Below are 13310 nucleotides of genomic sequence, written 5' to 3' on the forward strand. Positions count from 1 at the left end.
CCTCGAACCCTGGCTAAAGTTATTCTTGCGAAGCTTTTACACGTCATCCTTCAGACAACCTCCTGAATGATTTTGTGTATTTATGGCGAGCAATGACGGCAGGGAGAGAGCCCTCTCTTCTGTAACTGTGTCGAGTGACAAAATATGCACGTTTCTTGCATATCTTAGAATGCAACTTTTTTGGTTCGTTTGTTAACGAACTTTCAGAAGGAAAGAGATTATGACCGCCTTAAATAAAAAATGGCTATCGGGTCTGGTTGCGGGTGCTCTGATGGCCGTCTCTGCCAGCACGCTCGCCGCTGAACAAAAAACACTGCATATCTATAACTGGTCTGATTATATCGCCCCGGATACGGTCGCGAACTTTGAAAAAGAGACCGGTATCAAAGTGGTCTATGACGTCTTCGACTCCAACGAGGTACTGGAAGGGAAACTCATGGCCGGGAGCACCGGTTTTGATCTGGTTGTCCCGTCGGCCAGTTTTCTGGAACGCCAGCTCACTGCGGGCGTATTCCAGCCGCTGGATAAAAGCAAACTACCTGGCTGGAAAAACCTCGATCCAGAGCTGTTGAAGCTGGTAGCGAAGCACGATCCTGACAACAAATACGCGATGCCGTATATGTGGGCGACTACCGGTATCGGTTATAACATCGATAAAGTCAAAGCGGTGCTGGGGGCTGACGCACCGGTCGATAGCTGGGATCTGGTGCTGAAACCTGAAAATCTGGAAAAACTTAAAAGCTGCGGCGTCTCCTTCCTTGATGCGCCTGAAGAGGTGTTCGCGACCGTGCTGAACTACCTGGGGAAAGATCCCAACAGTACCAAAGCGGATGACTACACGGGGCCTGCGACCGATCTGCTGCTGAAGCTGCGCCCGAACATTCGTTATTTCCACTCGTCTCAATACATAAACGATCTGGCGAACGGCGATACCTGCGTGGCGATTGGCTGGGCAGGGGACGTATGGCAGGCGGCTAACCGCGCGAAAGAAGCGAAAAACGGCGTGAATATCTCCTTCTCCATTCCGAAAGAGGGGGCGATGGCGTTCTTTGATGTGTTCGCGATGCCTGCTGATGCGAAAAACAAAGAAGAGGCTTATCAGTTCCTCAACTACCTGCTGCGCCCGGACGTGATCGCCCACATTTCCGACCATGTGTTCTACGCCAACGCCAACAAAGAAGCGACGGCGCTGGTCAGCGCTGAAGTGCGTGACAACCCGGGCATTTATCCGCCTGCGGATGTGCGAGCGAAAATGTTCACGCTGAAAGTGCAGGAACCGAAGATCGACCGTGTGCGTACGCGTGCCTGGACGAAGGTGAAAAGCGGTAAATAAGCCGCTGTATCAGAACGTTGCCCGGTGAGGTTTACCGGGCAATGCGCACTTTTATGGTGCGTTTGCACTGATTTTTGTTTATGCCGGAGAGCACCCCGTGAACGACGCGACCCCCCGCCCACAGGCGAAAACCCGTAAAGCGCTGACGCCGCTTCTTGAAATCCGCAACCTGACAAAATCATTTGATGGTCAACACGCCGTGGATGATGTCAGCCTCACCATCTATAAAGGCGAAATATTTGCGCTGCTTGGCGCATCGGGCTGCGGGAAATCCACGCTGCTGCGTATGCTGGCCGGATTTGAACAACCCTCCGCCGGGCAAATCATGCTCGATGGCGTCGATCTGGCGCATGTCCCGCCTTATCTGCGCCCTATCAATATGATGTTTCAGTCTTATGCGCTGTTCCCCCATATGACGGTGGAGCAGAACATTGCGTTTGGGCTGAAGCAGGACAAGCTGTCGAAGGCGGAAATCACCGCGCGCGTGAACGAAATGCTGGGGCTGGTGCATATGCAGGAGTTCGCTAAACGTAAGCCTCATCAGCTTTCCGGCGGCCAGCGTCAGCGTGTGGCGCTGGCGCGTAGCCTGGCGAAACGCCCGAAGCTGTTGCTGCTCGACGAACCGATGGGCGCGCTGGATAAAAAGCTGCGCGACCGGATGCAGCTGGAAGTCGTCGATATTCTTGAGCGCGTTGGCGCGACCTGCGTGATGGTGACGCACGATCAGGAAGAGGCGATGACGATGGCCGGGCGAATTGCGATCATGAACCGTGGGAAATTCGTGCAGATTGGCGAACCGGAAGAGATTTATGAACATCCGACCACCCGCTACAGCGCGGAATTTATCGGTTCTGTGAATGTCTTTGAAGGCTTGCTGAAGGAACGTCAGGATGATGGGCTGGTCATTGATTCGCCGGGGCTGGTGCATCCTCTGAAGGTGGATGCGGATGCGTCCGTTGTCGATAACGTTCCGGTGTATGTCGCGCTGCGCCCGGAAAAAATCATGCTGTGCGACGCGCCGCCAGAAGACGGCTACAACTTTGCCGTGGGTGAAGTGGTGCATATTGCCTACCTCGGCGATTTGTCGATTTATCATGTGCGGTTGAAAAGCGGCCAGATGTTGAGCGCTCAGCTACAGAACGCGCATCGCTATCGCAAAGGGTTGCCGACCTGGGGCGATGAAGTGCGTTTATGCTGGGATGCGGACAGCTGTGTGGTGTTGACGGTTTAAGGAGCGAAAATGAGTACACTTGAACCTCCGGCTCGCGATAAAAAGCCCGGCGGCCTGACGCTGTGGCTGGCGCGGATGCAAATGAAGCATGGGCGTAAGCTGGTCATCGCGGTGCCGTACCTTTGGCTGATCCTGCTTTTCCTGCTGCCGTTTCTGATCGTGTTTAAAATCAGCCTGGCGGAGATGGCGCGGGCGATCCCGCCCTATACCGATCTGGTGGCGTGGGCCGACGGGCAGCTATCCCTGACCCTCAATCTGGGAAACTTCCTGCAACTGACGGACGATCCGCTCTATTTTGACGCCTATTTGCAGTCTTTGCAGGTGGCGGGCGTTTCGACTCTCTGCTGTTTGCTGCTGGGGTATCCGCTGGCCTGGGCGGTGGCGCACAGCAGGCCGTCAACGCGTAATATTCTGCTGTTGCTGGTGATCCTGCCGTCCTGGACCTCGTTTCTGATCCGCGTTTACGCCTGGATGGGGATTCTGAAAAATAACGGCGTGCTGAACAACTTCCTGATGTGGCTGGGGGTTATCGATCATCCCCTGACGATTTTGCATACCAATCTGGCGGTGTATATCGGTATTGTCTACGCCTATCTGCCGTTTATGGTACTGCCGATTTATATCGCGCTGACGCGCATTGACTATTCGCTGGTGGAGGCCTCGCTGGATCTGGGCGCGCGTCCGCTGAAAACCTTCTTTAGCGTCATTGTGCCGTTAACGAAAGGGGGAATAATTGCCGGATCGATGCTGGTGTTTATTCCGGCGGTGGGGGAATTTGTGATCCCGGAACTGCTCGGCGGGCCAGACAGCATTATGATCGGCCGCGTACTGTGGCAGGAGTTCTTCAACAACCGCGACTGGCCGGTGGCCTCTGCGGTGGCTATCATCATGTTATTACTGCTGATTGTACCGATTATCTGGTTCCATAAGCATCAGCAAAAAAGCGAGGGGGAACTCGGATGAATACTTTACCGGTGGTTCGTTCGCCCTGGCGAATTGTTATTCTGGTGCTCGGGTTTACCTTCCTGTATGCGCCGATGCTGATGCTGGTCATCTATTCGTTTAACAGCTCGAAGCTGGTGACTGTCTGGGCGGGGTGGTCTACGCGCTGGTATGGCGAGCTGTTCCGGGATAGCGCGATGATAAGCGCCGTCGGCCTGAGCCTCACGATTGCCGCTTGCGCCGCGACAATGGCGGCTATTCTGGGGACGATTGCCGCCGTGGTAATGGTGCGTTTTGGCCGTTTTCGTGGAGCGAATGGCTTTGCGTTTATGATCACCGCGCCGCTGGTTATGCCGGATGTGATTACCGGACTGTCGTTGTTGCTGCTGTTTGTGGCCCTGGCTCATGCTATCGGCTGGCCCGCAGATCGCGGAATGCTGACAATCTGGCTGGCGCACGTTACCTTCTGTACGGCCTATGTGGCGGTGGTTATTTCATCGCGTCTGCGCGAACTGGATCGCTCGATTGAAGAGGCGGCGATGGATCTTGGCGCGACGCCGTTAAAAGTGTTCTTTGTGATTACGCTGCCGATGATCATGCCTGCGGTGATCTCTGGATGGCTGCTGGCTTTCACGCTGTCGCTGGACGATCTGGTGATCGCCAGTTTTGTCTCTGGCCCGGGGGCGACGACATTGCCGATGCTGGTCTTCTCCAGCGTGCGTATGGGGGTTAACCCGGAGATTAACGCGCTGGCGACCCTTATCCTCGGCGTGGTAGGCATTGTCGGTTTTATCGCCTGGTATCTGATGGCGCGCGCAGAAAAGCAGCGAATGCGTGATATCCAACGTGCAAGACGCGGCTGAAGAAACTAAAATCTGCCAACCTGGCAACACGTTACCGTGGGCAAACGCGGTAACGTTTTCATGGAAGACGATTCGTTGGGATTTTTTAAGAAATCATCCTCATCACATGCCCGTTTAAATGTACCCACGCTGGTGCAGGTGGCGGCGCTCGCGATTATTTTGATCCGCTGCCTCGATTTGCTGATGATTTTTAACACGCTCGGCATGCGGGGAATGGGGGAGTTTATTCATCGCAGCGTGCAAACCTGGAATCTGACGCTGGTGTTTTTAGGCAGCCTGGCGCTGGTCTTTACTGAAATATATTGCGCGTTTTCGCTGGTGAAAGGGCGCAACTGGGCGCGCTGGGTGTACCTGCTCACGCAGGTTATTGCCGCAGGTTATCTGTGGGCGGCGTCGTTGGGCTATGGCTACCCGGAACTGTTCAGTATTGCCGGGGAGTCGAAACGCGAAATTTTGCACACGCTGGTGATGCAGAAATTGCCAGACATGCTGGTTCTGATGCTGCTCTTTATCCCTGCGGGCAGCAGGCGGTTCTTCCGTTTGCAATAACGTGTATAATCCTCGCCCCTGGTAATATGAAGGTCTTTGTATGCAGTGCGCACTCTACGACGCCGGTCGCTGTCGATCCTGTCAGTGGATAGTCCAGCCGATCCGCGATCAACTCTCCGCCAAAACCGCCGATCTGAAGGGGCTGCTTGCCGATTTTTCAGTTGAACAGTGGTGTGCGCCGGTCAGCGGCCCGGAACAGGCCTTTCGTAATAAAGCCAAAATGGTGGTCAGCGGCAGCGTGGAAAAGCCGCTGTTAGGCATGTTGCATCGCGATGGCACCCCGGAGGATTTGAGCGACTGTCCGCTCTATCCCGACACGTTTGCTCCCGTTTTCGCCACGCTGAAGCCGTTCATCGCCCGTGCCGGGTTAACGCCTTACAATGTGGCGCGCAAACGCGGCGAGCTGAAATACATCCTGCTGACGGAAAGTCAGTTCGATGGCGGCATGATGCTGCGGTTCGTGCTGCGCTCAGAAACCAAACTGGCGCAGCTGCGCGCGGCGCTGCCGTGGCTACAGGCGCAGTTACCGCAGCTGAAGGTTATTACCGCGAATATTCAACCGGTACACATGGCGATTATGGAAGGGGAAACGGAGATCTTCCTGACGGAGCAGCAGGCGCTGGCAGAACGTTTTAACGATGTGCCGCTGTGGATCCGTCCGCAGAGCTTTTTCCAGACCAACCCGGTCGTTGCGAGCCATCTGTATGCGACAGCGCGTGACTGGGTGCGTCAGCTGCCTGTTCATCATATGTGGGATCTGTTTTGCGGCGTCGGGGGATTTGGTTTGCACTGCGCCACCCCGGAAATGACGTTGACGGGCATTGAGATCGCACCAGAGGCAATCGCCTGCGCGAAGCAATCCGCCGTGGAACTGGGGCTGACGAATCTTCATTTTCAGGCGCTGGACTCCACCCGATTCGCCACCGCGCAAGGAGAGGTGCCGGAACTGGTGCTGGTGAACCCGCCGCGTCGCGGCATTGGAAAAGCCCTGTGCGACTATCTTAGCCAGATGGCGCCGGAATACATCATCTACTCCAGCTGCAACGCGCAGACGATGGCAAAGGACATTGCCAACTTGCCGGGCTACCGTATTGAGCGTGTTCAGCTTTTCGATATGTTCCCGCATACCGCGCATTATGAAGTGTTAACGCTGTTGACCAAAGCACGCTGACCGGTAGGCCGGGTAAAGCGAAGCCGCCGCCTGGCGCAACGTCCGCACAAAGTTCAACAAAATGTGAACTCTTCCCCCCTGTGAAATCGGGTAAGCTTAAGTCATTGGCATTGAGAGAATGAAGGCTTACCCATGAAGCAGATCCTGCTGGTGGAAGATGACCACGACATCGCGGCGCTCCTGCGCCTCAATCTAGAAGACGAAGGCTGCGCCATTACTCACCAACCGGATGGGGGTAAGGCGTTACAGTGCCTTGAAACCCAACCCTGGGATGCCGTGATCCTCGACCTGATGCTCCCCAACGTTGACGGTCTGGAGATTTGTCGTCGCATCCGTCAGATGACCCGCTACCTGCCGGTGATTATCATCAGCGCCCGCAGCAGCGAAACGGACCGCATTACCGGGCTGGAAACCGGGGCAGATGATTACCTGGCAAAACCCTTCTCGGTGCAGGAGCTGATCGCGCGCATCAAAGCGCTGTTTCGCCGTCAGCAGGCTATGGGGCAGGCACAGACTGCCGGGCATATTCAGGCTCATGGCCTGACGCTTGATCCGCTGGCGCGTACGGTGCGCCTGCACGGTCAGGACGTGGACCTCACGCCGCGTGAATTTGAGCTGCTGTACTTCTTTGCCCGTCATCCTGGAGAAGTCTTTTCGCGTCTGGCGCTGCTGGAACAGGTCTGGGGCTATCAGCACGAAGGGTATGAGCACACCGTCAACACCCACATTAATCGCCTGCGTATCAAGATTGAAAAAGATGCCGCTGAACCGGAGATTATTCGTACCGTCTGGGGCAAAGGTTACAAATTTGCGGAGCTGAACCATGATGCGGCGCTTTAGCCTGAGCCAGCGGCTGACGCTGCTGTTCATTCTGCTGCTGATGCTCTGCGCTACCGTTGCCTGCGCGGTGCAACTCTACAGCAGCATGCAGTACGGCAACGCGATGGTGCAGCGGCTGTCCGGCGGGCTGGCGCAACAGATTGTGCAGCGTGAACCCATTCTGGATGCGCAGGGCAGGGTTGACCGCAGCGTGCTGAAGCCGCTGTTTGACCGCCTGATGACCTTTAACCCGAGCGTTGAGCTGTATGTCGTCTCCTCTGATGGCGAACTGCTGGCCGATGCCGCGCCGCCGGGCCATATCCAGCGGCAAAAGATCGATATTAGTCCATTGCAAACGTTTCTCAGCGGCGCAGCGATGCCCGTCTATGGCGACGATCCGCGTAGTCAGAGTCAGAAGGTTTTCAGCGTTACCCCTTTACGTCAGGATGGTGAGCTTAAAGGCTATTTGTACATCATCCTGCAAGGTGAAGAGTCAAATGCGCTGGCAGAAATGGCCTGGCATAAAGCACTCTGGAGTACGGTGTTGTGGTCCCTGCTATGGGTGGCGCTGTTCGGCCTGCTGGCGGGGTTACTGATCTGGTACTGGGTGACGCGCCCGGTAAAACGCCTGACGATGGACGTTGCCGGGCTGGAGCAGGACAGCATTACCGCCATCAAACAGCTGGCGGCACAGCAGCCGGAAACCACGGTGAATGATGAAGTTGCGGTGCTGCGCAATACTTTTATCGAGCTGGCGCGCAAAATCGCCGGTCAGTGGGATCAACTGGCCGACAGCGACCGGCAGCGCCGGGAGTTTATCGCCAATATCTCGCATGACTTACGCACGCCGCTGACGTCATTGCTGGGCTACCTGGAAACGTTATCGCTTAAATCCGCTACGCTGACGCCGCAGGAAACGCAGCAATATCTCGCCACTGCGCTGCGTCAGGGGCACAAGGTGCGGCACCTGTCGCAGCAGCTTTTCGAGCTGGCGCGGCTTGAGCATGGCAGCATTAAACCGCAACTGGAGCGCTTTGCTATTGGTGAGCTGATTCAGGATGTGGCGCAAAAATTCGATCTGACAATAGAGACCCGGCAGTTGCATTTGCAGGTCGATATGCCGCATTCCCTGCCGCTTATCAATGCTGACGTCTCAATGATAGAGCGGGTAGTGACGAATCTGCTGGATAACGCCGTGCGCCATTCGCCGCAGGGGAGCACTATCCGGCTGAAGGTGTGGCAGGAGGAGGCGCAGCTACAGGTAGAGGTCAGCGACAGCGGGCCAGGTATTGACGAAGCGTTGCGTGAACAACTGTTCCAGCGACCATCGGTGCTGGGGCATCAGGCGTCGCGGGAAGATCGCGGAGGGTTAGGGCTGCTGATTGTAAGACGGATGCTGGAACTGCACGGCGGTGGGATCAGGCTGATGGATTCAGTGAGTGGCGCGCGGTTTAGGTTCTTTGTGCCCTTATAGAATTGCCGGATGGCGCAGCGCCATCCGGCAAGGAAGATTACTGCGGGAACCACTGATCGCTGATTTTCTGATAAGTGCCATCAGCTTTGATTGCCGCCAGCGCGGCGTTCAGTTTTTCCAGCAGCGCTTTATTATCCGGGCGCACAGCGATGCCAAGGCCGGTGCCGAAGTATTGCGGATCGGTCACTTTTTCTGTTGCCGCGCCCAGTTGCGGATTGGTTTTCAGCCACTCATTCACCACGGCGGTATCGCCGAATACGCCATCAATACGGCCATTTTTCAGGTCGATAATCGCATTCTGGTAGCTGTCATAAGCCACGGTTTTCACTTCAGGATGCTTATCTTGCAGGTATTTCTGGTGCGTGGTGCCGTTTTCCATGCCGATACGTTTCCCTTTCAGGTCGGCAAAGGTTTTATAGCTGTCTTTTTTCGCAATCACCAGCGCAGAGTTGGCATAGTAAGGGCTGGTGAACGTCACCTGTTTGCTACGCTCAGGGGTAATATCCATACCAGAGATAACCGCGTCATATTTTTTGAATTTCAGCGCCGGGATCAGGCTGTCAAACGCGTGGTTGGTAAAAGTACAGTCGGCCTGCATTTGTTTGCATAACGCAGTCGCCAGATCGATATCGAAACCGACGATTTTATTGCTCGCATCCAGTGATTCGAACGGCGGGTAAGTGGCGGAAACGCCGAAATTGATTTTATCGGCAGCTGAGGCGCCAGCGGCGAAAGTAGCGAGTAATGCGGCCAGAACTAACTTTTTCATGGTGGAACTCCCGTCTGTCAATCTTATGATTATTCACCGTGTCTGCGGCATGGGTTTACAATGCCATTTAATGAATTTATATGCAATAAAAATGATTAAGTATTTTTATTGTTATAAAAAAGACGGACAGTTTAGTGGTTTGTCCGTCTTTATGATTTCGTTTTATGCATTTATGTCGATGATTTTGTAGGCTGGATAAGGCGCTTGCGCCATTGCCTGATGGCGACGCTGACGCATCTTATCAGGCCTACATATGATGTTCTTAATTCCTGCGCTCAAACGCCAGCGCTTTACGCTCGATGAGGCGCATCAGCAAGGTTAGCAAACCGTTGACGATCAGATAAATCACGCCAGCCGCGCCAAACACCATCACATCGTAGGTACGACCGTACAGCAGCTGGCCGTGGCCCATCACTTCCATCAGCGTAATGGTATACGCCAGAGACGTACTCTTGAAGACCAGCACCACCTCATTGGAGTAAGAGGAGAGGGCGCGTTTAAACGCGTACGGCAGCAGGATCGCCAGGGTATCTTTTTTGCTCATCCCCAGCGCGCCGCAGGACTGCCACTGGCCTTCCGGGATCGCACGGATCGCGCCATAGAACAGCTGCGTGGTATAGGCCGCGCTGTTGAGCGACAGGGCAAGTAAGGCGCATAGCCACGGCTCGGACAGCAGATGCCAGAGTACCGGGTAATCCTGTAACGACGGGAATTGCCCCGGGCCGTAGTAGATCAGGAAGATTTGCACCAGCAGCGGCGTACCGGTAAACAGCGTAATGTAGCCGCGAACCAGCCATACCAGCACCGGCGTTTTCAGCGTCAGAATGATGGTGAAAATCAGCGCCAGGATCAGCGCGACGATGATAGACGCAACCGTCAGCGTCAGGCTGGTGTGCAGCCCTTTCATCAGTTCAGGTAAATACTCAAACATCAGCCTGGTCTCCGCTCAAAACGTGTCGCGCGCAGGTCAATGCGTTTGAGAATGTACTGACTCACCAGCGTAATCACCAGATAGATAGCCGCAGCCACAATGTACCAGGTGAACGGTTCCTGAGTGCGCGTGGCGATGCTTTTTGTTTGCAGCATCAGATCGTTCACGCTGATAAGGCTGACCAGCGCGGTATCTTTCAGCAATACCAGCCACTGGTTGCCCAGCCCTGGCAGCGCATGACGCCACATTTGCGGCATCACCAGGCGGAAAAAAATCGCGGTTTTTGATAAGCCCAACGCCTGACCGGATTCCCACTGTCCAGACGGAACCGCTTTCAGCGCGCCGCGCAGCGTTTGCGACGCGTATGCCGCATACAGCAACGACAGCGCGATGACGCCGCACAGGAACGGACTGACGTCGAAGTCTTCAATCTGCATCTGCAACGGGATTTGCACAAACCCCAGGTTGATGGTGAAGCCATCAGACAGCATCAGCAGAAGCTGAGAGGAACCGAAATAGATAAACAGCACCACCAGAATTTCCGGCAGGCCGCGCAGAATCGTGACCACTGCGGAACCTGTCCAGGCTATCGGGCGCCATTTTACGGACTCCCAGACGGCAAAAATCATAGCGAGGACGAGGCCGATGATCAGCGCACAAACGGCAAGGCCGACGGTCATCCCGGCGGCGCTTGCTAAAGGAAAAAATTCGTTCATCAAGTCTTACTTCTGGAACCATTTGTTGTAGATGGTTTCGTACGTGCCATCTTGCTTCACTTTTTCCAGCGCAGTGTTGAATTTCTGCTGTAGTTCCGTGTTGCCCTGGCGTACCGCGATGCCGAGGCCGGTGCCGAAGTAATCTTTGTCGGTCACTTTATCGCCAACCGGCGCCAGCTTCGGATTATCTTTCAGCCATTCAGTGACCACGGCGGTGTCGCCGAACACACCGTCAATACGACCATTTTGCAGATCCAGCTTCGCGTTCTGGTAGCTGTCATAAGGCACGGTGGTGATTTCCGGGTGCTTATCCATGATGAACTTCTGGTGGGTAGTGCCATTCTGTACGCCCACTTTTTTGCCTTTCAACTGGTCGATGCTGGTGTATTTACCCTGCTGACCGATGAACAGCGCGGAGTTGTCATAGTAAGGCGTGGTGAACAGAACCTGCTTTTCACGCTCAGGCGTGATGTCCATACCGGCCATCACCGCGTCGAAACGACGGAACTTCAGGCTTGGGATCAGGCTGTCAAACGCCTGGTTGGTAAAGGTGCAGGTCGCGTCAATCTCTTTACACAGCGCATTGGCCAGATCGACGTCAAAGCCAACGATTTTGTTACTGGCATCCATAGATTCGAACGGAGGGTAGGATGCTTCCGTGGCGAAACGGATGGTTTGAGCTGCTGTAGCGGAAAGGCTAAAGCCTGCAATTAGCGCGGCAATCAGAACTTTTTTCATTGTCATTGTCCCGAATCTTAGTGAGATAAATAGTTTTTGAATGCATCGGTCTGCGGGTTTGCAAAGCAGCTCGCATCCCCTTGCTCGACGATGTGACCGTTTTCCATATAGATCACCCGGCTGGCGGTTTTACGCGCCACTTCTACTTCGTGAGTGACGATCACCTGGGTAATTTTGGTTTCCGCCAGTTCACGAATAATACTGACGATTTGCGCGGTGATTTCCGGGTCCAGCGCGGCGGTTGGCTCGTCAAACAGTAGCACCTGCGGCTCCATCATTAACGCACGAGCGATAGCCACACGCTGTTGCTGACCGCCGGAAAGATGCAGAGGATAGCGATCGCTGTAAGGTTTCAGACGCAGACGTTCCAGCAGCTTCTCGGCACGCGCCAGCGCCTGGTCTTTTGACAGACCCAGCACGCGGCAGGGCGCTTCAATCAGGTTTTGTTGTACCGTGAGATGCGGCCAGAGATTGTATTGCTGAAAAACCATGCCTACGTTCTGGCGTAATTCACGAATCGCCTTATCGGAAGGCGTTTTCGTGAAGTCGAAATGATTTCCTGCGATAGTGAGCGTGCCGGAGCGCGGCATCTCAAGCAGATTGAGTACACGCAGCAGCGAGCTTTTACCCGCTCCGCTTGGGCCAAGTAACACCAGCGTTTCGCCCTGAGGGCAATCCAGCGTGATATCGAACAGCGCCTGATGCGCGCCGTAGAAGCAATTAATGCCGTTTAATTGAATACTCATTGATTCTCGTATGCTGGCAGTCTGATAACTGTACACGTCATCCTTCATGCTGCCTCTTTGTTGGCTGCTGAGTGACTCGTCTCACCCTGAGACTCGCCCTTACGGACCGTTGCTCGCGACGTTCAAATCTGTTCCTGACAGATTTGTCACTCCAGTCACTTGCCGCCTCGACGCATCATGAATGATTTTGTGTATGTTGAGGCCGCAGATAGTACCTTTGACAGAATAGTTATGCAATATTTATGCGTTAAAAGTTAAATGCAAACCGCATTCTTCACTAAACATAGCACAAAATAGCGGGGGCGGTAGGCGGCAAGAATAATTGTCGGCATTCTATGCAGAATGCCAGACAATTTGTGGGGCTTATGATTTATCGACGTTTTGTCGGGTGATCAGCGGTTTTCGACGGACTGGCGCAGCGTACCGGCTGGCGCGTGGACGCTGCCGCCAAGATAACGCACATCATCAATAACCCAGCACTGACCCTCATGGATCATCAGCACTTCGTCGCGCCAGGTCTGGTCGCCTTGCTTCAGCTCCACGCGCAGCGGGATGTTGCGGGCGTCGCGATTAGGAATGGTGGACGCGCTGGCTACGCTGGCGCTATCCGGGAAGGTGGTGCGGCTGGAGAACGGGTCGCTGCTCACCAACTGGCGGTGTTCGCCATCACGGCTGGCGTCAGAGAGCAGTTTTGCCAGGTTGTCGCTTAAGTAAGGGCGAAGGGCGGTAATGTCGTTAGTACGGTTTTGAATGCGGTAGTCATAAAATTGTTGAGCCACGCTGTCCGGCCCGCCTTCTATGCACGACCCGCTGCGCGGGCCATTGTCTTTATAAGCAGGAGTGACGGTTGTGCAGGCACTGAGCAGCAGTGCGCAAGGGACGAGCAGAGAAAGTTTGCTGTAGCGCATAGTGATTTCCTTATAAGCGATCTGCCAAAAAGCGATCTACGATAATCAATTATATCTTTTCAATGATAGCGTATCGGTCTGATAATGCGTTTGAGATCGAGTGCTTAGGTAAACAAGGAG

Annotated in this window: 14 protein-coding genes; 8 read left to right on the forward strand and 6 right to left on the reverse strand. The window is 54.6% G+C overall.

Going from position 1 to position 13310, the window contains the following annotated elements; all coding sequences use genetic code 11:
* The first annotated feature begins 220 nt into the window (after positions 1 to 220).
* The 8 genes from potF (at position 221) to OGX84_RS19450 (ending at position 8382) form a co-directional block, all read left to right on the forward strand.
* A complete protein-coding gene (potF, locus tag OGX84_RS19415) occupies positions 221 to 1333 on the forward strand; it encodes a spermidine/putrescine ABC transporter substrate-binding protein PotF (RefSeq protein WP_012133103.1) in 1113 nt (370 codons plus the stop codon).
* A 97-nt stretch (positions 1334 to 1430) separates the two neighbouring features.
* The gene (gene potG / locus OGX84_RS19420; protein ID WP_012133102.1) at positions 1431 to 2564 is read left to right on the forward strand and encodes a putrescine ABC transporter ATP-binding subunit PotG; all 1134 of its coding nucleotides are present in this window, start codon (positions 1431 to 1433) and stop codon (positions 2562 to 2564) included.
* 9 nt (positions 2565 to 2573) lie between these two features.
* Positions 2574 to 3527, forward strand: coding sequence for a putrescine ABC transporter permease PotH (gene potH, locus OGX84_RS19425; protein WP_047457887.1), 954 nt, complete (start codon positions 2574 to 2576; stop codon positions 3525 to 3527).
* On the forward strand, positions 3524 to 4369 hold the full coding sequence (gene potI / locus OGX84_RS19430; protein WP_012133100.1) for a putrescine ABC transporter permease PotI: 846 nt from the start codon (positions 3524 to 3526) through the stop codon (positions 4367 to 4369). The genes potH and potI overlap by 4 nt, the downstream gene beginning before the upstream one ends.
* A 60-nt stretch (positions 4370 to 4429) precedes the next feature.
* Positions 4430 to 4918: a YbjO family protein gene (locus tag OGX84_RS19435; RefSeq protein ID WP_112002244.1), complete on the forward strand. Its 489-nt coding sequence runs from the start codon at positions 4430 to 4432 to the stop codon at positions 4916 to 4918.
* A 40-nt stretch (positions 4919 to 4958) separates the two neighbouring features.
* On the forward strand, positions 4959 to 6089 hold the full coding sequence (gene rlmC, locus OGX84_RS19440) for a 23S rRNA (uracil(747)-C(5))-methyltransferase RlmC (protein WP_112002222.1): 1131 nt from the start codon (positions 4959 to 4961) through the stop codon (positions 6087 to 6089).
* A 132-nt stretch (positions 6090 to 6221) separates the two neighbouring features.
* A complete protein-coding gene (locus OGX84_RS19445) occupies positions 6222 to 6929 on the forward strand; it encodes a response regulator transcription factor (protein WP_112002223.1) in 708 nt (235 codons plus the stop codon).
* Positions 6913 to 8382, forward strand: coding sequence for a sensor histidine kinase (locus OGX84_RS19450; protein WP_049009774.1), 1470 nt, complete (start codon positions 6913 to 6915; stop codon positions 8380 to 8382). Before OGX84_RS19445 ends, OGX84_RS19450 begins: the two co-directional genes overlap by 17 nt.
* Positions 8383 to 8419: 37 nt before the next feature.
* On the opposite strand, the gene artJ is transcribed toward OGX84_RS19450, so the two are convergent.
* The 6 genes from artJ to OGX84_RS19480 all read right to left on the reverse strand — a co-directional run bounded on the left by artJ (position 8420) and on the right by OGX84_RS19480 (position 13190).
* Entirely contained in the window at positions 8420 to 9151 is a 732-nt protein-coding gene (gene artJ, locus OGX84_RS19455; RefSeq protein WP_112002224.1) for an arginine ABC transporter substrate-binding protein ArtJ, read from the reverse strand.
* A gap of 262 nt (positions 9152 to 9413) precedes the next feature.
* Entirely contained in the window at positions 9414 to 10082 is a 669-nt protein-coding gene (gene artM / locus OGX84_RS19460) for an arginine ABC transporter permease ArtM (protein WP_012133092.1), read from the reverse strand.
* On the reverse strand, positions 10082 to 10798 hold the full coding sequence (artQ, locus tag OGX84_RS19465) for an arginine ABC transporter permease ArtQ (RefSeq protein WP_012133091.1): 717 nt from the start codon (positions 10796 to 10798) through the stop codon (positions 10082 to 10084). The genes artM and artQ overlap by 1 nt, the downstream gene beginning before the upstream one ends.
* Before the next feature lie 6 nt (positions 10799 to 10804).
* Positions 10805 to 11536: an arginine ABC transporter substrate-binding protein ArtI gene (gene artI / locus OGX84_RS19470; RefSeq protein WP_024130494.1), complete on the reverse strand. Its 732-nt coding sequence runs from the start codon at positions 11534 to 11536 to the stop codon at positions 10805 to 10807.
* A gap of 17 nt (positions 11537 to 11553) precedes the next feature.
* Complete coding sequence (artP, locus tag OGX84_RS19475) at positions 11554 to 12282, reverse strand: arginine ABC transporter ATP-binding protein ArtP (RefSeq protein ID WP_024130493.1); 729 nt, start codon at positions 12280 to 12282, stop codon at positions 11554 to 11556.
* Between the two features lie 392 nt (positions 12283 to 12674).
* A complete protein-coding gene (locus OGX84_RS19480) occupies positions 12675 to 13190 on the reverse strand; it encodes a lipoprotein (RefSeq protein WP_112002226.1) in 516 nt (171 codons plus the stop codon).
* Between the last annotated feature and the right edge of the window lie 120 nt (positions 13191 to 13310).

The sequence above is a fragment of the Citrobacter sp. CK202 genome (assembly GCF_030333225.1).
In the GTDB taxonomy this organism is placed as follows: domain Bacteria; phylum Pseudomonadota; class Gammaproteobacteria; order Enterobacterales; family Enterobacteriaceae; genus Citrobacter_B; species Citrobacter_B koseri.